Origin of the sequence: Serratia sp. Nf2 (assembly GCF_003028435.1) — a bacterium.
GTDB classification, from domain to species: Bacteria; Pseudomonadota; Gammaproteobacteria; order Enterobacterales; family Enterobacteriaceae; genus Serratia; species Serratia marcescens_L.
Map to the genome: position 1 here is coordinate 64,162 of NZ_PYTW01000005.1, position 16,378 is coordinate 80,539.

Annotated in this window: 15 protein-coding genes; 8 read left to right on the forward strand and 7 right to left on the reverse strand. The window is 61.0% G+C overall.

The genetic code is table 11. The annotated features are described in order from the left end of the window. The first annotated feature begins 155 nt into the window (after positions 1-155). From mak to C9411_RS12605, 3 genes are all read left to right on the forward strand, one after another. Complete coding sequence (gene mak, locus C9411_RS12595; protein WP_107227173.1) at positions 156-1,070, forward strand: fructokinase; 915 nt, start codon at positions 156-158, stop codon at positions 1,068-1,070. Between the two features lie 102 nt (positions 1,071-1,172). Continuing rightward, positions 1,173-1,406 carry a type II toxin-antitoxin system Phd/YefM family antitoxin gene (locus C9411_RS12600; RefSeq protein WP_107227174.1) on the forward strand — a complete coding sequence of 78 codons (234 nt, stop codon included), beginning with the start codon at positions 1,173-1,175 and terminating at the stop codon, positions 1,404-1,406. Beyond that, positions 1,403-1,789: a type II toxin-antitoxin system VapC family toxin gene (locus tag C9411_RS12605; protein WP_038873221.1), complete on the forward strand. Its 387-nt coding sequence runs from the start codon at positions 1,403-1,405 to the stop codon at positions 1,787-1,789. The genes C9411_RS12600 and C9411_RS12605 overlap by 4 nt, the downstream gene beginning before the upstream one ends. On the opposite strand, the gene licT is transcribed toward C9411_RS12605, so the two are convergent. From licT to sbcD, 3 genes are all read right to left on the reverse strand, one after another. Beyond that, complete coding sequence (gene licT, locus C9411_RS12610; RefSeq protein ID WP_049270780.1) at positions 1,786-2,634, reverse strand: BglG family transcription antiterminator LicT; 849 nt, start codon at positions 2,632-2,634, stop codon at positions 1,786-1,788. The genes C9411_RS12605 and licT overlap by 4 nt on opposite strands. A 231-nt stretch (positions 2,635-2,865) precedes the next feature. Further along, on the reverse strand, positions 2,866-6,117 hold the full coding sequence (gene sbcC, locus C9411_RS12615) for an exonuclease subunit SbcC (protein ID WP_107227175.1): 3,252 nt from the start codon (positions 6,115-6,117) through the stop codon (positions 2,866-2,868). Further along, on the reverse strand, positions 6,114-7,346 hold the full coding sequence (sbcD, locus tag C9411_RS12620; RefSeq protein WP_107227176.1) for an exonuclease subunit SbcD: 1,233 nt from the start codon (positions 7,344-7,346) through the stop codon (positions 6,114-6,116). Before sbcD ends, sbcC begins: the two co-directional genes overlap by 4 nt. A 215-nt stretch (positions 7,347-7,561) precedes the next feature. Between sbcD and phoB the strand changes: the two genes are divergently transcribed. From phoB to proY, 5 genes are all read left to right on the forward strand, one after another. Beyond that, positions 7,562-8,251, forward strand: coding sequence for a phosphate response regulator transcription factor PhoB (gene phoB / locus C9411_RS12625; protein WP_004940438.1), 690 nt, complete (start codon positions 7,562-7,564; stop codon positions 8,249-8,251). Positions 8,252-8,275: 24 nt separating this feature from the next. Continuing rightward, a complete protein-coding gene (gene phoR / locus C9411_RS12630) occupies positions 8,276-9,592 on the forward strand; it encodes a phosphate regulon sensor histidine kinase PhoR (protein WP_038873234.1) in 1,317 nt (438 codons plus the stop codon). A gap of 14 nt (positions 9,593-9,606) precedes the next feature. Continuing rightward, positions 9,607-10,569 (forward strand): PstS family phosphate ABC transporter substrate-binding protein, encoded by a 963-nt coding sequence (locus C9411_RS12635; protein ID WP_107227177.1) that lies wholly within the window; start codon positions 9,607-9,609, stop codon positions 10,567-10,569. Between the two features lie 486 nt (positions 10,570-11,055). Further along, a complete protein-coding gene (brnQ, locus tag C9411_RS12640; RefSeq protein WP_049188672.1) occupies positions 11,056-12,372 on the forward strand; it encodes a branched-chain amino acid transport system II carrier protein in 1,317 nt (438 codons plus the stop codon). Between the two features lie 73 nt (positions 12,373-12,445). Continuing rightward, a complete protein-coding gene (gene proY / locus C9411_RS12645; RefSeq protein ID WP_063991170.1) occupies positions 12,446-13,852 on the forward strand; it encodes a proline-specific permease ProY in 1,407 nt (468 codons plus the stop codon). Positions 13,853-13,897: 45 nt separating this feature from the next. Here the strand turns inward: proY and C9411_RS12650 are convergent, their stop codons facing one another. The 4 genes from C9411_RS12650 to C9411_RS12665 all read right to left on the reverse strand — a co-directional run bounded on the left by C9411_RS12650 (position 13,898) and on the right by C9411_RS12665 (position 16,207). Beyond that, positions 13,898-14,185, reverse strand: coding sequence for a HigA family addiction module antitoxin (locus C9411_RS12650; protein WP_025160069.1), 288 nt, complete (start codon positions 14,183-14,185; stop codon positions 13,898-13,900). Then, entirely contained in the window at positions 14,185-14,463 is a 279-nt protein-coding gene (locus C9411_RS12655) for a type II toxin-antitoxin system RelE/ParE family toxin (protein ID WP_107227178.1), read from the reverse strand. The genes C9411_RS12650 and C9411_RS12655 overlap by 1 nt, the downstream gene beginning before the upstream one ends. An 85-nt stretch (positions 14,464-14,548) precedes the next feature. Further along, entirely contained in the window at positions 14,549-14,818 is a 270-nt protein-coding gene (locus C9411_RS12660; RefSeq protein ID WP_063990905.1) for a hypothetical protein, read from the reverse strand. A 132-nt stretch (positions 14,819-14,950) separates the two neighbouring features. Next, on the reverse strand, positions 14,951-16,207 hold the full coding sequence (locus C9411_RS12665; RefSeq protein WP_063990906.1) for a mechanosensitive ion channel family protein: 1,257 nt from the start codon (positions 16,205-16,207) through the stop codon (positions 14,951-14,953). Between the last annotated feature and the right edge of the window lie 171 nt (positions 16,208-16,378).

The following is a 16,378-nucleotide window of genomic DNA, read 5'->3' on the forward strand; positions in this document are numbered from 1 at the left end:
GATAACGAATTGACGCTGAAAAATCGCCCCATTCTCTCCGAATTGCGTCGCCGTACGCAGCGGAAAAGCCCTGGCCGGGGAGAGGGAAACAGGTGATTCATCCGCGCGCTTACATTAGGCTGTGGCAACGCTGCGCTGCATCGAGGAGAAAAAACGTGCGCATTGGCATCGACTTGGGTGGGACGAAAATTGAAGTGATTGCGTTGGCGGACGACGGGCGAGAGCTGTTTCGCCATCGTATCGCCACGCCGCGCCATGACTACGGGCAAACCCTGGCGGCGATCGCTGGGCTGGTGAAACTGGCGGAAGATCATACCGGCGAGCGGGGATCGGTCGGGGTCGGCATTCCCGGCACGCTGTCGCCGTTTACCGGGCGGGTGAAAAACGCCAACTCGGTATGGCTCAACGGCCAACCGCTGGACAAAGATTTGTCGGCACTGCTGGCGCGCGAGGTGCGTATCGCCAACGACGCCAACTGCCTGGCGGTGTCGGAAGCTACCGACGGTGCAGGCGCCGGCGCGCAAACCGTGTTTGCGGTCATTATCGGCACCGGCTGCGGTGCCGGCGTGGCGCTGAACGGCCAGGCGCATTCCGGCGGCAACGGCATCGCCGGCGAGTGGGGCCACAATCCGCTGCCGTGGCAAGATGAGGATGAGCTGCGCTACGCCCGCGAAGTGCCGTGCTACTGCGGCAAACCGGGCTGCATCGAAACCTTTATTTCCGGTACCGGTTTCGCCACCGACTATGCGCGCCTGAGCGGCAACGCGCTGCAAGGGCATGAGATCATGGCGCTGAGCGAGCGGGGCGATGCGCTGGCGGAGCAGGCGATCGTTCGCTACGAAATGCGGCTGGCAAAATCGTTGGCGCACGTGATCAACATTCTGGATCCGGACGTGGTGGTGCTCGGCGGCGGCATGAGCAACGTGGATCGCCTGTATCGCACCGTGCCGCAGCGGGTGAAAGATTGGGTGTTCGGCGGCGAGTGTGAAACGCCGATCCGCAAGGCGATCCACGGCGACTCCAGCGGCGTACGCGGCGCGGCCTGGCTGTGGCCGCAACAGCAGCGCTAAGCGTTGCAACAAAGCGCGAGGCTGCTCGCGCTTTAAACCCTCCCCTGTACAAAAACTGGACGGCGCTTTATGCTTTAGCTAACTTAGCTAAGGAGGACGCGTATGCCGATTCAGGCCAATATGCACGAAGCCAAATCCAATCTGAGCCAGCTGGCAGACAGAGCCGCGGAGGGAGAAACCGTGATTATTGCAAAAGCAGGGAAGCCGTACGTACAGCTGGTCGCGATCCAGGGCGAAGCGCGCCGCCCCGGCGCGGCCAAAGGCAAGTTCACCGTGCCGGCGGATTTCAACGCGGGGGATGCGGCCATTGCGGCGCTGTTTGAGGGCGATGAATGAAGCGTCTGCTGCTGGATACCCACACATTGCTGTGGTGGCTGATTGATGACGCCTGCCTGGGCGCGAACGCCAAAAGGCAGATCGCCGATCCGGGCAATGCGGTGTACGTCAGCGCGGCCAGCATTTGGGAGATCTCGATCAAACAGGCGCTGGGCAAGCTGGCGCTGCCGGAAGACATCTTTGCGATCATCGAGGCCGAAGATTTTCTGGCGCTGCCGATGGACGCCTTTCACTGCCAACAGGCCGGGCAACTGCCGCCCTATCATCAGGATCCTTTCGATCGCATGCTGATCGCACAGGCGCAGGCCGAAGGGCTGACGCTGATCTCCGCCGACGCGGTGTTTCCGCAGTACGGCGTGCGGGTGGCGGACGCCCGCCGTTAAGCCGGTTTTTCCTCGCTTTCGCTGCGCACCCGTTCGATATGAATGGTCAGGAACATCATCTCTTCCGTGGTGAGCTGATGCTGATAGTGCTTTTCGATGTGGCGGTTGATCTTGCCGGCGCAGGCGAATGACTCACGGTATTTCTCTTTCACTACCTGATACAGCGAGTCGTCGTCGCTGTCGACGTAGTTTTTCCCCAGCAGGCGCTGGGCGAAGAATTTCAAATGGGTGACGAAACGGTGGTAGCTCAGGGCTTCCTCGTTGTAATCAAAGCGGAAGTGGTATTTGACCAGGTTGAGGATCTCTTGCATCACGCGGGTGATGTGCAGCGTATTGTGCATCTCGTCGTTAAGCTGGGCGTTGACCAGGTGCAGGGCGATAAATCCGGCTTCGTCTTCCGGCAACGCGGTATCCAGCCGCTGAGCGATCAGGGCCAGCGCCTCCAGGCCGACGGCGAACTCGGCCGGATAGAGCTTTTTAATCTCCCACAGCAACGCATTTTTGATATCCAGCCCTTCCGCGTGGCGCTGCAGAGCGAAATGGATGTGGTCGGTCAGCGTGATGTAGACGATGTTATGCAACTTGCCCGGCAGCCGTTCGCGGGCGAGGGTAATAATCCTGTCGGCGGTGGTGACGCAGGCCAGCGGGATCTCGGAGAGCAGCTCTTTATAGCGCTCGGCGATTTCGCCGCCGTTATGGGTGAACACCTTTTCGATCAGACTTTCGTCCAGCGTGTCGCCGGGCTTCTTTTTAAAGCCGATTCCTTTTCCCATGACCACCGTCTCTTCCTGACGGTCGTCCAGCGTAATCACCACGTTATTATTGAGTATTTTAGCGATTTTCATGGTCTTTCCCGGTGTTTCAGCATCCTGAAAACGAAAAAACCTGACGCCCGGAAGCGATCCCGGGCGTCAGGTTTTGCCTGTATTTTATGTTTCTGTCCTGCGGCCTGAGCGGCGGAGGGGATACAGTAACAATCCTGTTATGCCTGCATAATAACCCGTGCTCGCCGCGGCTCAACGCTTTTCACCGCGGAGTGCCGCCGCGGTCACACTTCTGCGCCGCGCGCCGCGGGATCATTCCAGCCTGAAGTGCGCCTCCAGCCGGCTGACGCCGAGCCCGTTGACCTTTTTCACTTTGATCTGCACCGGAATACGCTCTTTCATCGCCTCGACGTGGCTGATCACGCCAATGGTTTTACCGGAGGCATTCAGGCTGTCCAGCGCGTCCAGTGCGGTATCGAGGGTTTCTGCGTCCAGCGTGCCGAAGCCTTCGTCGAGGAACAGCGAATCGATGCTGGTTTTGTGGCTGACCAGATCGGACAACGCCAGCGCCAGCGCCAGGCTGACCAGGAAGCTCTCGCCGCCGGACAGGGTGCGGGTATCGCGCAGCGCGTCGGCCTGCCAGGTGTCCACCACCTGCAGCTCCAGCGCGTCGCTGGTTTTGCGCTGCAGCAGGTAGCGCCCGTGCAGCCGGCCGAGCTGAAGGTTGGCCAGATAAACCAGATGATCGAGCGTCAGCCCCTGAGCGAAGCGGCGGAACTTGTCGCCTTCTTTCGAGCCGATCAGCTGGTTGAGGTAGCTCCAGTCGTCGTAGTCTTGCTGGCTGCGGGCGATTTGCTCGAACAGCGCCTGTTGATTGAGACGGCGGGCGGCGTCGCTTTCCAACTGGTTGCGCAGTTCGCCCTGGCTCAGCTGCAGCGCCTTCAACTGCTGTGCCAGATCGGCCAGCGATTGGGTGAGCGCGTCGAGATCCGCGTTGGCCTCATCCACCCCTTCCGGGCGGTTCTGCCGATGCTGCTCCAGCGTTTGCGTCGCCTGAGCCAGCAGGGCCGCAGCCTCTACCTGCCGCTGTTGCAGCTGCTCTTTGCGCTGCTGCAATTCGCGGCGCAGGGCATCGTCCAGCAGCGCGGCGGCGAAGGCGGTTTCATCGGTAAATTCGCTGTCGGCCAGCGCCTGCTGCCATTGCTGCTGCGCCTGCTGTAGCCGTTCCTGCATTTGGGCGTGCTGCTGTTGTAACCCGGCCTGCTGGCCGGCCAGGCGCTCGCGCAGTTCCTGCGCCTTTTGCCATTGCTCGGCGGCCTGCAAGCTGGCCTGTTCACAGGCGGTTTGTTTGGCGCGCAGCTGTTCGCGCACCTCGGCGATCCGCTGTTCGCCGAACAGCGCCAGCCGCTGCGCGCGCCGTTCTGCAAGAGTTTTCTCGCCTTCTTGCCAGCGTTGTTGCAGGTCTTGCTGCTGTTGCAGGCTGTCGGCATGGGTCTTTTGCAGCAGCGTAAAGCGCTCTTCGAGCAGCGCCAGCTGTTGCTGCGCCTGCTGCTGCTGCGTTTGCAGAGCGGCGAGCGCGTCTTTTGCCTGCTGCACCGCCTGCGCCGCCTGTTCATGCTGCTGCAGCGCGTGCTGCCCGTGTCGCTCTTCGTCGTCGCAGCCGCTCAGCCAGGCGCTGAGTTGCTCGCCCTCCGCCAGGGTAAAGTCGAATGCCAGCGGCGCGCTGAGCTGCTGCCACTGCTGCTGTTGGGCAGCCAGCTGCTGCTCATCCTGCGCGATAGCCTGCTGCTGGCGTTGCTGCTGCTCTTGCAGGCCTTCACAGCGGGTGCGCAGCTCGGTGCCCTGGGTTTGCAGTTTCTCGGCGAGGGTGCGCATCTCAACCAAGCGTTGTTCCGTCGCCGAAGGCTGCACCGCCTGATATTGCTCCACCGCCGGGTGGCTGGTGGAGCCGCACAGCGGGCAGGGGGCGCCGCTCTGCAACAGGGCGCGCTCCGCTTCCAGGCTGACGATGCGTTTTTCCAGCTCGTGGATCCGCTCCACTTCCTGCAGCTGTGCCTTGTGCTGTTTGAATTGCTGACGCGCGTTCTCCAGCTGGTGTTGCAGCCCGGCGAGCTGCGTTTGCCGTTCGGCGTGCTCCGCCTGTTGCCGGGCCAGACGCTCGCGGGTCTGACGGTTAAGGGAAGCGAGCGTAAATAACTGCTGGCGCGTCGGGCGCAGATCCGCCAGAGCGCTCAGGCGCTGGCGCAGCGGGGCCAGCGGCGTTTGCGCCTCCAACGCCTGCCGTTGTTGCTGTTGAGCGGCCAGCGCTTCGGTCAGTGCGTTCAACTGCTGTTGATGCTGTGCGGCCTGCGCCGTCAGCTGGCTGCGCTGGGCGGTGAGCTGCTCCAGTGCGGTCTGCTGTTGGGCGCACTGCTGCGCGGCGGCATCGCCGGCCTGTCGCCGCTCGGCCTGCATCGACTGCAGTTGGGCGATCTGATGGTCGAGCGGAGCGACCTGGTCATCGATCAGCTGTTGCTGCTGACGCATATGCTCGGCATGGGCTTGCTGCGCCAGACGGGCCTTTTCCACCGCCTGCTGCAGCGGCGCCAGCTGCGCCGAGTGCTGCTCCTGTTGCTGCGTCAGCTGGGCAGCCTGCTGTTGTATCGTCTGCAGCTCGGCGCGGCAGCGATCGCGTTCGCTGCGCAGCGGCCGCAATTTCTCGGCCGGTTCGCTGAGCGCCAGCCGCTGCAGCTGCGGGGCGGCCTCGGCCTGCTCGCGCTGGGCGGTTTCCAGCCGCCGTTGCCCCTCGTTTTGCTGTTGCTGGAGGCGCTGCCATTGCTGCAGCCAGCTCAGCGCCTGTTGCTGTTGCTGAGTTTGCTTGCCGAGAGCGCTTTCCTGCGCGCTCAGCGCCGCTAGCCGTTCAGTCAGGGAGTAGCGCTGTTCATCGTTCAGCAGCTCGATGCCGCTGGCGCGCTGGTGCAACGCATCCAGGTCAGTTTTGGCCTGCTTGTGGGATTCGAACACCTGTTCGGACAGCCGCCCGTAGATTTCGGTGCCGGTCAGTTCTTCCAACAGCTCGGCGCGATCGTTGGCGTCGGCGTTGAGGAACGCGGCGAACTGCCCCTGAGACAGCATCATCGATTTGGTGAAGCGGCCGAAGTCCAGCCCGGTGATGGCGGCGGTGATCTCCAGCTTATCGCGCACCTTATCCGCCAGGATCTTACCGTCCTCGCGGCGCGCCAGTTCGACCTTCGGCGCCTGCAGATTGCCGTCCGGCGCGTTTTTGGCGCGACGCTGGCTCCAGAAGGCGCGATAGCCGATGCCCTTAACCTCAAATTCGACCTCCGCCAGCGATTCGGCGGTGTGGCGGGTCATCAGTTCATTCTGGCTCGGCGTGACGTTGAGACGCGGCGTCTGGTGGTACAGCGCCAGGCAGATGGCGTCCAGCAGGGTGGTTTTGCCCGCGCCGGTCGGGCCGGTAATGGCGAACAGGCCGTTGCTGGCGAACGGCTCGGCGGTGAAGTCAATTTTCCACTCGCCCTGCAGCGAGTTGAGGTTTTTTAACCGCAGGCTGAGGATCTTCATGGGTGGGGCTCCTCAAGATTGTGCTGCACCGCATCGACTACCTGGCGGAACAGTTGATGCATCCGCCGTTGGCGCGCTTCGGGCATGTCGGCCTCTTGCGCCAGGCGCCGTTCGAACACCTCGTTGACGCTCAGCTCGTTCAGCGTTTCCTTGTCCTGCTGCGCGATCGCCTGGCGGCGTTGCTCTTTGCTGCGCCGCAGCAGCACCACTTCCACCGGCAGCTCATCCGCCATCAGCTGGATGCGGCGCTGGATATCGCTGAGGTAGTCCTGCGTCGCCACTTCGATATCCAGCCAAACCAGCAGCTCGCCGGCATAGTCGGCAAATTGCTGCAGCTGCCGTTCGATCTCGGCCAGATCGCCTTTGATCAGTTGCATGGGCTGGAACTGCGGGATCGTTAACGCCTCTACCTGCTGCAGGGCGCCGTCGGCGAAATCGACCAGGAAGACGCTTTTGGCTTTGCCCAGTTCATCGAAGCTGAGCGGAATCGGTGAGCCGCTATAGCGAATATGTTCCGACTTGGCGACGTTCTGCGCGCGGTGAATGTGGCCCAGCGCGATGTAATCGGCAGGGGGGAAGGCCTGCGCCGGGAAGGCGTCCAGGGTGCCGATATAGATGTCGCGCACCGAGTCGGAGGTGGTGACGCCGACGGTGGTCAGGTGGCCGGTGGCGACGATCGGCAGCGGCAGGCCCAGCCGATCGCGGCGTTCGCAGGCCGCCTGATACAGCGCTTGGTAATGTTCGGCGATGGCTTCCTGCAGCGCCTGCTGTTTCTGCGCGCCGGATTCGCCGGCGCGGCTGGTGAGCAGATCGCGCGGCCGCAGAAAAGGAATGGCGCACAGCACCGCGCCCGGCTGGCCGTCGCGCCGATTCAGCACCACGATCTGCTGCTCAAGGGAGCCCTGCGCACTCGCGATCACCGTGGTGTTCAGGCAAGAGAGCAGTTCCCGCGATTCGTTCAGCGTCGCTACCGAGTCGTGGTTGCCGCCCAACACCACCAGCTGGCAGCCGGTGCGCTGCAGTTCCACCACGAAGCGGTTGTACAGCTCGCGGGCGTAGCTGGGCGGCGAGCCGGTATCGAACAGATCCCCGGCGACGATCAGCGCATCCACCTGCTGCTGCTCGATCTGTTCGATCAGCCAGTTCAGAAAAGCCTGATGTTCGGCGGCACGGCTTTTGGTGAAAAAGTACTGGCCAAGATGCCAGTCAGAGGTGTGGATCAGGCGCATGACACTCCCGGATGCAAAGGTAATGGCGATGATTATAAAGGCCGCGGCGGCGGCTGTCCCGGCGCAATGGCGATGACCACGGAATGATTTTTCTTTGCGCCGGGAAATAATCGCTATGCTTACTGCCTATAACAGCCGCTTTTTTTCATAAAAGTGTCACAAAACTGACGCATAATGGCGCCCGCAAAGTCGCTAACACATTGGCAGGATTGACGATGGCAAGACGCATACTGGTGGTGGAAGACGAAGCGCCGATCCGTGAGATGGTGTGCTTTGTGTTGGAACAGAATGGTTACCAACCGTTGGAAGCCGAGGATTATGACAGCGCCGTGACGCGCCTGTCTGAGCCGTTCCCTGATTTGGTGTTGCTCGACTGGATGTTGCCCGGCGGTTCCGGCATTCAGTTTATCAAACATATGAAGCGCGAAGCGCTGACCCGCGATATTCCGGTCATGATGCTGACCGCGCGCGGCGAAGAGGAAGACCGCGTGCGCGGCCTGGAAGTGGGGGCGGATGATTACATCACTAAGCCGTTCTCGCCCAAGGAGCTGGTGGCGCGCATCAAGGCGGTCATGCGCCGCATTTCACCGATGGCGGTGGAAGAAGTGATTGAAATGCAAGGGCTGAGTCTGGATCCGTCCTCCCACCGCGTGATGGCTAACGATCAGGCGCTGGACATGGGGCCGACCGAGTTCAAGCTGCTGCACTTCTTTATGACCCACCCGGAGCGGGTTTATAGCCGTGAGCAGTTGCTTAATCACGTCTGGGGCACTAACGTTTATGTGGAAGACCGTACCGTTGACGTGCATATCCGTCGGCTCCGCAAGGCGTTAGAAACCAGTGGGCATGATAAAATGGTTCAAACCGTTCGGGGCACCGGCTACCGGTTCTCAACGCGCTACTGATCGCGCTGCGCTGGAGAATATGCCGTGTTAGAACGTCTGTCGTGGAAGAGGCTGGCTCTGGAGCTGGCTCTTTTTTGCCTGCCCGCCTTACTGCTGGGGCTGATTTTCGGTTATCTGCCCTGGTTCCTGCTGGCCTCCGCGCTGGCTGCGCTGGTGTGGAATTTCTACAACCAGCTCAAACTCTCCCATTGGCTGTGGATTGACCGCAGCATGACGCCGCCGCCCGGCCGCTGGAGCTGGGAGCCGCTGTTCTATGGCCTGTATCAGATGCAGCAGCGCAATCGCCGCCGCCGGCGCGAGCTGGCGCTGCTGATCAAGCGCTTTCGCAGCGGGGCCGAATCGCTGCCTGATGCGGTGGTGATGACCACCGTCGAAGGCAACATCTTCTGGTGTAATGGGCTGGCGCAGCATCTGCTCGGCTTTCGCTGGCCGGAAGACAACGGCCAGCACATCCTCAACCTGTTGCGTTATCCGGAATTCAGCCACTACCTGCAACAGCAGGAGTTCTCGCGCCCGCTGACGCTGCAGCTGAACAACGAACACTACGTCGAATTCCGCGTGATGCCTTATTCCGAAGGGCAACTGCTGATGGTGGCGCGCGACGTCACCCAGATGCGCCAGCTGGAGGGCGCGCGGCGCAACTTCTTCGCCAACGTCAGCCATGAACTGCGCACGCCGCTGACGGTGTTGCAGGGTTACCTGGAGATGATGGGCGACGAAGAGCAGGACGGCTCGCTGCGCAGCAAGGCGCTCGGCACCATGCAAGAACAGACCCGTCGAATGGACGGGCTGGTCAAGCAGCTGCTGACGCTGTCGCGCATCGAGGCGGCGCCCAATGTCGACATGAACGAGCGGGTGGATATCCCGCTGATGCTGCGAGTGTTGCAGCGCGAGGCGCAATCGTTGAGCGGTGGCAATCACGAGATCAGCTTCCGGGTAAACGAACAGCTCAACGTGTTCGGCAATGAAGATCAGTTGCGCAGCGCGGTGTCTAACCTGGTGTACAACGCGGTCAATCACACGCCGAAGGGCACCCACATCGAAGTGAGCTGGCAGCAGACGGCGCATGGTGCGCAGTTCCAGGTCAGCGACAACGGGCCGGGCATCGCCGCCGAACACCTGCCGCGCCTGACCGAGCGTTTTTACCGCGTCGATAAGGCCCGTTCGCGCCAAACCGGCGGCAGCGGGTTGGGGCTGGCGATCGTCAAACACGCGCTCAGCCATCACGACGCGCGGCTGGAGATCCTCAGCGAGCCGGGGATCGGCACCCGCTTTATCTTTACCTTACCCAACCGGTTGATTGTTCCCGCCGCTTTATCAGAGAATGCGGTGAAAAATTAACGCGAGACACCGGTATGACCCGAATAACCCGAGGGCTGTTGCTTTGCCTGGCGCTGCTGGCCGGACGCGGCGCGCTGGCGCAGCCCGACGGCATGCTGGCGGGCAACCTGTCCAGCGTCGGTTCCGACACCCTGGCGAATCTGATGGCGCTGTGGGCGCAGGATTTCAGCCGGCATTACCCCAACGTTAACCTGCAGATCCAGGCCGCCGGCTCGTCGACCGCGCCGACCGCCTTGGCGGCGGGCGCCGCGCAGTTGGGCCCGATGAGCCGGCCGATGAAGGCGGCCGAGGTCTCGGCGTTCGAACACCGTTACGGCTATGCGCCGCTGGCGGTGCCGGTGGCGGTGGATGCGCTGGTGGTGTTGGTGCATCAGGACAATCCGCTGCGCGGCCTCAATCTGCAGCAGCTCGATCGCATTTTCTCCGCCACCCGGCGCTGCGGAGAAAGCAAACCGCTGACGCGTTGGGGCGAGCTGGGGCTCAGCGGCGACTGGGCGACGCGCTCGCTGCAGCGCTTCGGCCGCAATTCGGCTTCCGGCACCTACGGGTATTTCAAACTGCGCGCGCTGTGCGGCGGCGATTTTATGCCGCGCGTCAATGAGCTGCCCGGTTCGGCCTCGGTGGTGCAGGCGGTGGCCGGTTCGCTCAACGGCATCGGCTATGCCAGCATCGGCTTTCGCGCCAGCGGCGTGCGGCTACTGCCGTTGGCAGAGTCGGGTGAGGACTATGTCGCGCCTACCGCCGCCAACGTGCGCAACGATCGCTACCCGCTGTCGCGCTATCTCTATATCTATATCAACAAAGCCCCCAATCAACCGCTCGAGCCGCTGACCGCCGCGTTCCTCGACCGCGTGCTGTCGGCCGCAGGGCAGAACCTGGTCAATCACGACGGCTATCTGCCGCTGCCGCCGGCCGCCCTGCAGAAGACCCGCCAGGCGCTCGGCTTGCAGCCGCTCGCGTCGGCCACGGTGCAATAAGCGACAAAATGTGGCGTAATTTTCGCCTTTTTTAACGGCTGAACGGAGCTTATGCCACGCGAAAATCGGGCATTTATTGGCGTTTTCGCGCGGTAAAGTGGTATATGCTTCACGTTTTGTGAATCTGTTGTTCAAAAATGATACAAATCATGTAGTGTATATTTATTGATAGCCAATATGATCGACTGGTGGCTAAAGTTTATATGGTCGATAGCTCTGCTTTTCGCCGTGCGTCTTGCCTTGAAGCGCTATAAACGTTTACCTTAGCCCTCGTTGTCGGATTAAACCTCCATTTTTATAACTCCTAAAATTTTGCCCATCTTCATGAGTGGCCACTTTCGAATAGGGACATAAACGCCGGATCGACTGCGTTTAGGGTGCTTATTTGGTGCTGCAACGATCGGGCATGCCGGCAACCGGGTGGGGCGTCACGCCACCACGCTATCGGACCATATTTTTTCATTTGAACAGGCAACACGACATCGTATGAGTCATCGTTTAACGTCAAAAGATATCCTGGCACTGGGCTTCATGACCTTTGCCTTATTCGTTGGGGCCGGGAACATCATCTTCCCGCCGATGGTCGGCTTGCAGTCCGGTGAACACGTCTGGACCGCGGCGCTGGGCTTTCTGATCACCGCGGTCGGTCTGCCGGTCATTACCGTCATCGCGCTGGCGCGCGTCGGCGGCGGCATCGACGCCCTCAGCTCACCGATCGGCCGCGGCGCCGGCCTGCTGCTGGCGACCGTCTGCTACCTGGCCGTCGGCCCGCTGTTCGCCACGCCGCGCACCGCCACCGTGTCCTTTGAAGTGGGTATCGCCCCGCTGACCGGCGACGGTGCCATGCCGCTGTTCATCTACAGCCTGGTGTACTTCGCGCTGGTGATCGGCATCTCCCTGTATCCGGGCCGCCTGCTCGACACCGTCGGCCACGTGCTGGCACCGCTGAAGATTGTGGCGCTGGCCGTATTGGGCATCGCCGCGCTGCTGTGGCCTGCCGGCGCGCCGATCCCGGCGACGGCGGCTTACCAGAGCGTGCCTTTCTCCTCCGGCTTCGTTAACGGCTATCTGACCATGGATACGCTGGGTGCGCTGGTATTCGGCATCGTTATCGTCAATGCGGCGCGCTCGCGCGGCGTGAAAGACGCCGGTCTGTTGACCCGTTACACCATCTTGGCCGGTTTGATCGCCGGCGTGGGCCTGACGCTGGTTTACCTGAGCCTGTTCAAGCTGGGCTCCGGCAGCGGCGCGCTGGTGCCTGACGCCACCAACGGCGCGGTGATCCTGCACGCTTACGTTCAGAACACCTTCGGCGGCCTGGGCAGCTTCTTCCTGGCGGCGCTGATCTTCATCGCCTGTATGGTGACCGCGGTCGGCCTGACCTGCGCCTGCGCCGAGTTCTTCGCGCAATACCTGCCGTTCTCGTACAAGACGCTGGTATTTATCCTGGGCCTGTTCTCGATGGTGGTGTCCAACCTCGGCCTGAGCCACCTGATCCAGATCTCCATTCCGGTGCTGACTGCGATTTACCCGCCGTGCATCGTGCTGGTGGTGCTGAGCTTCACCCTGCGTTGGTGGCACAGTGCGCCGCGCATCATCGCGCCGGTGATGCTTGTCAGCCTGTTGTTTGGTATCCTTGACGCGGTGAAAGCCTCCAGTTTCCAGCAGCTGCTGCCGGCCTGGACCACTCACCTGCCGCTGGCGGAGCAGGGGTTGGCATGGTTGCCGCCTTCGCTGCTGATGCTGGCGCTGGTCGCGATTTATGATCGGGTGTGCACGCGTTCCCAAGTGACCGCGCACTGATAATCCCCCGGCTTAATCCAGGGCCACGGACATGTCCGTGGCTTTTTTACGTTTAAAACTATGGGTCATCTTCATGCAACAACAGTCACCCACCACGGCCCCCGACAATAAGCTGAAACGCGGCCTCAGTACGCGTCATATCCGCTTTATGGCGCTGGGATCGGCCATCGGCACCGGGTTGTTCTACGGCTCGGCGGACGCCATCAAAATGGCCGGCCCGAGCGTGCTGCTGGCTTACCTGATCGGCGGCATCGTGGCCTTTATCATCATGCGCGCACTGGGGGAGATGTCGGTCAACAACCCGCAGGCCAGCTCGTTTTCCCGCTACGCGCAGGACTACCTCGGCCCGATGGCGGGTTACATCACCGGTTGGACTTACTGCTTTGAAATCCTGATCGTCGCCATCGCCGACGTGACCGCCTTCGGCATCTATATGGGGGTCTGGTTCCCGGAAGTGCCGCACTGGATCTGGGTGCTGAGCGTGGTGCTGATCATCGGCGCCATCAACCTGATGAGCGTCAAGGTATTCGGCGAGTTGGAGTTCTGGTTCTCGTTCTTCAAGGTCGCCACCATCATCATCATGATCGCGGCCGGCATCGGCATCATCATCTGGGGCATCGGCAACGGCGGGCAACCGACCGGCATTCATAACCTGTGGTCGAACGGCGGCTTCTTCAGCAACGGCTTTATCGGCATGATCCTGTCGCTGCAGCTGGTGATGTTCGCTTACGGCGGCATTGAAATCATCGGCATCACCGCCGGCGAAGCCAAAGATCCGAAAAAATCGATTCCTAAAGCCATCAACTCGGTGCCTTGGCGCATTCTGGTGTTCTACGTCGGCACGCTGTTCGTCATTATGTCTATCTACCCGTGGAACCAGGTGGGCACCAACGGCAGTCCGTTCGTGCTGACCTTCCAGCATATGGGCATCACCGTGGCGGCGGGTATCCTCAACTTCGTGGTGATCACCGCTTCGCTGTCGGCGATCAACAGCGACGTGTTCGGCGTCGGTCGCATGCTGCACGGTATGGCCGAGCAGGGCCATGCGCCGAAGATGTTCAGCAAGGTATCGAAGCGCGGCATTCCCTGGGTGACGGTGGTGGTGATGATGCTGGCGCTGCTGCTGGCGGTATACCTAAACTACATCATGCCGGAGAGCGTGTTCCTGGTGATCGCGTCCCTGGCGACCTTCGCCACCGTGTGGGTGTGGATCATGATCCTGTTCTCCCAAATCGCCTTCCGCCGCAGCCTGAGCAAAGAGCAGGTGAAGCAGCTGGCGTTCCCGCTGCGCGGCGGAGTGTTCACCTCGGTGGTGGCAATCGTGTTCCTGGTGTTCATCATCGGCCTGATCGGCTACTTCCCGACCACGCGCGTCTCGCTGTACGCCGGCCTGGTTTGGGTGGTATTGCTGCTGGCGGGATACTGGTTCAAGGTCAACCATCAGAAAAAACGCGCGCCGCTGGCGGCGCAGCAAGACTAAATGGAAAAACACCGGCTAAGGCCGGTGTTTTTTTAGGGGCAGGCGTCAAGCGAAGTCCAGCTTGCGCAGTTTCGAAACGTCGATGGACTGCCTGGCCTGCCACAGATCGTAAGCATCCTGCATACCCATCCAAACCTGTTCGGAACTGCCTATCACGATAGACAGGCGGATGGCCATTTCCGGCGAGATATCGGACTTTCCGCTGATCAGGCGTTGAACCGTGGAGGGCGCGACGTCCAGCGCTTTAGCCAGCGCGCGCGCGCTGAGATTCAGCGTTTCCATGGTTTCTTTGATCAACTCGCCAGGATGAGGGGGATTATGCATGCGGTTCATTAGTGATAGTCCTCATAATTCACGATATAAACATCACCCTCGACCAGTTCAAACGTGATACGCCAGTTGCCGGTTACGGTGACGGACCATTGCCCGCTGCGAGCGCCCGTTAGCGGGTGCAAGAAGAAGTCGGGCAGATCTACGTCATCAATCACTTTCGCCAGATCCAGTACGCTCAGCCGCAGCGCGATTTTCTTCGCCTGCTTGGCGTCGATACCCGCCGTTGAACCGGTTTCGAAAAACTTTTTGAGTCCCTTATGCTTGAAGCTTCTTATCATCCTGACGGCTCCATGAGTGTTGCGCTATACGCATCATAGCCAGGTGTTGCGTGTGACGCAACAAGATGGGGCGTTTTTTAACCTACTATGCCAAGCGTTTGTCTTCCACTTCATCCTCCCCGGCGGCGCGCGCTTCGATGCGCACGTCGCCGCCGTTAAGGCGTTCCTCCTCTTCCTCGCCGGCGCAGCGCGCCAACACTTCGCGAATGTCCTGCATATTGCTGCTGAGCGCGCTCAGCGAAGGTTGCAGGTTGCGGGGCATGCGGCTTTCCTCCAGCGAAGCGCTGTGCAGGCAGCCGATAAACAGCAGGGTGGCCATCAGGGTAAACAGCCGATGACGTAACCGTTTCAGCAAGGGCTTTCCCTCTCGGTGGTGAAGGTGATGGCGCATTAACGCCGTTTTTATCGGGGAAAAGAAGGGGATGGAGATATCTGCTGGCAATTGAAAGAACATCATTACCAGCAGACACAGTTACGTCAGCCGACGTCAGGAAGCGTTCGCGTTTTGTAGCAGCATGCCGCGCAGGTCATTGCCGGTTGGCGTCTGATGCACGCGCAGGCCGAACTCGTCGATCACCGCCAGAATATGGTCGAAAATATCCGCCTGAATGCTTTCATACTCCGCCCAGACCGTGGTGTTGGTGAAGGCGTAGATTTCCAGCGGCAGGCCTTCCGGCGTCGGCGCCAGCTGGCGCACCATCAGCGTCATGTTCTGGTGAATGCGCGGGTGAGCGCGCAGATAGGCTTCCAGATAGGCGCGCAGCGTGCCGAGGTTGGTCAGGCGGCGGCCGTTGAGCGGCGAGGCCAGATCGATGGCGATCTCCTGGTTGTGCTGGCTCAGCTCTTGGGTCTTGACGTTCAGGTAGCTGTGCAGCAGCGGGTTGCGCTGCAGGCGGTGCTGTTCCTCTTGCGACAGGAAGTGCACGCTGCCGGTGTCGATATTCAGGCTGCGCTTGATGCGACGCCCACCGGATTCCGACATCGAACGCCAGTTTTTGAACGAGTCGGAGATCAGCGCGTAGGTGGGAATGGTGGTGACGGTATTGTCCCAGTTGCGCACTTTGACCGTGGTCAGGCCGATGTCGGTGACCGCGCCGTCGGCGCCATATTTCGGCATTTCCAGCCAGTCGCCGATCTTCAGCATATCGTTGGCGGAGAGCTGAATGCCGGCCACCAGCCCGAGGATCGGATCCTTGAACACCAACATCAGGACCGCGGTCATGGCGCCCAGGCCGCTGAGCAGCAGCAGCGGCGATTTGCCCATCAGCAGCGAGACGATCATGATACCGATCAGGATCGCCGCCACCAGTTTCAGGCCCTGGAAAATGCCGCGCAGCGGCAGCTGATTGGAAATCGGGCTTTGGCGCAGCAGCGCCAGCAGCGTATCCAGCAGCGAGAACAGCGACAGCAGGGTGAAGGCGAGGATCCACACCTGTGCGGCGGTGACGATCACCGCCTGGGTCTGGCTGCCGCTCTGTAACCACAGCGTCGCCTGGATGCTGATGATCACCCCTTGCAGCAGCAGCGCCACGCGCTGGAACAGTTTGTATTGGGTGATGGCCTGTTGCCAGACGCGCTGCGATTGCTGGCCGCGGCGCTGAAGGGCGGCCAACACCACCCGGTGCAGCACCAGGTGGATCACCACCGAGATCAGGACAATCAACCCCAATACCATCAACAGCGACATCACTCCGCCGAATTCCAAACCAAACTGTTCCAGCCAGCGCGTTATCTGTTGTTGCATTACCGCTCCTTAAAAAATGCGCAAAAAATATCCTGTAAACTTAAAACGCGTTAGCCTAAGGGGTAACGTGCAGGATTTGTGCCTGTTTACCTTTTTTTACATCGGGTTAGCGTTATTTTTCGGTCTCCGCCCCCCGGCTCATCCCCGGGTTTTGCGGCCAGAGAGGAGGGG

Coding starts and splice junctions, on each gene's coding strand:
- C9411_RS12600 (WP_107227174.1), top strand. CDS start 1,173: ATGCCGATTCAGGCCAATATGCACGAAGCCAAATCCAATCTGAGCCAG.
- C9411_RS12605 (WP_038873221.1), top strand. CDS start 1,403: ATGAAGCGTCTGCTGCTGGATACCCACACATTGCTGTGGTGGCTGATT.
- licT (WP_049270780.1), bottom strand. CDS start 2,634: ATGAAAATCGCTAAAATACTCAATAATAACGTGGTGATTACGCTGGAC.
- sbcC (WP_107227175.1), bottom strand. CDS start 6,117: ATGAAGATCCTCAGCCTGCGGTTAAAAAACCTCAACTCGCTGCAGGGC.
- sbcD (WP_107227176.1), bottom strand. CDS start 7,346: ATGCGCCTGATCCACACCTCTGACTGGCATCTTGGCCAGTACTTTTTC.
- phoB (WP_004940438.1), top strand. CDS start 7,562: ATGGCAAGACGCATACTGGTGGTGGAAGACGAAGCGCCGATCCGTGAG.
- C9411_RS12635 (WP_107227177.1), top strand. CDS start 9,607: ATGACCCGAATAACCCGAGGGCTGTTGCTTTGCCTGGCGCTGCTGGCC.
- brnQ (WP_049188672.1), top strand. CDS start 11,056: ATGAGTCATCGTTTAACGTCAAAAGATATCCTGGCACTGGGCTTCATG.
- proY (WP_063991170.1), top strand. CDS start 12,446: ATGCAACAACAGTCACCCACCACGGCCCCCGACAATAAGCTGAAACGC.
- C9411_RS12650 (WP_025160069.1), bottom strand. CDS start 14,185: ATGAACCGCATGCATAATCCCCCTCATCCTGGCGAGTTGATCAAAGAA.
- C9411_RS12655 (WP_107227178.1), bottom strand. CDS start 14,463: ATGATAAGAAGCTTCAAGCATAAGGGACTCAAAAAGTTTTTCGAAACC.
- C9411_RS12665 (WP_063990906.1), bottom strand. CDS start 16,207: ATGCAACAACAGATAACGCGCTGGCTGGAACAGTTTGGTTTGGAATTC.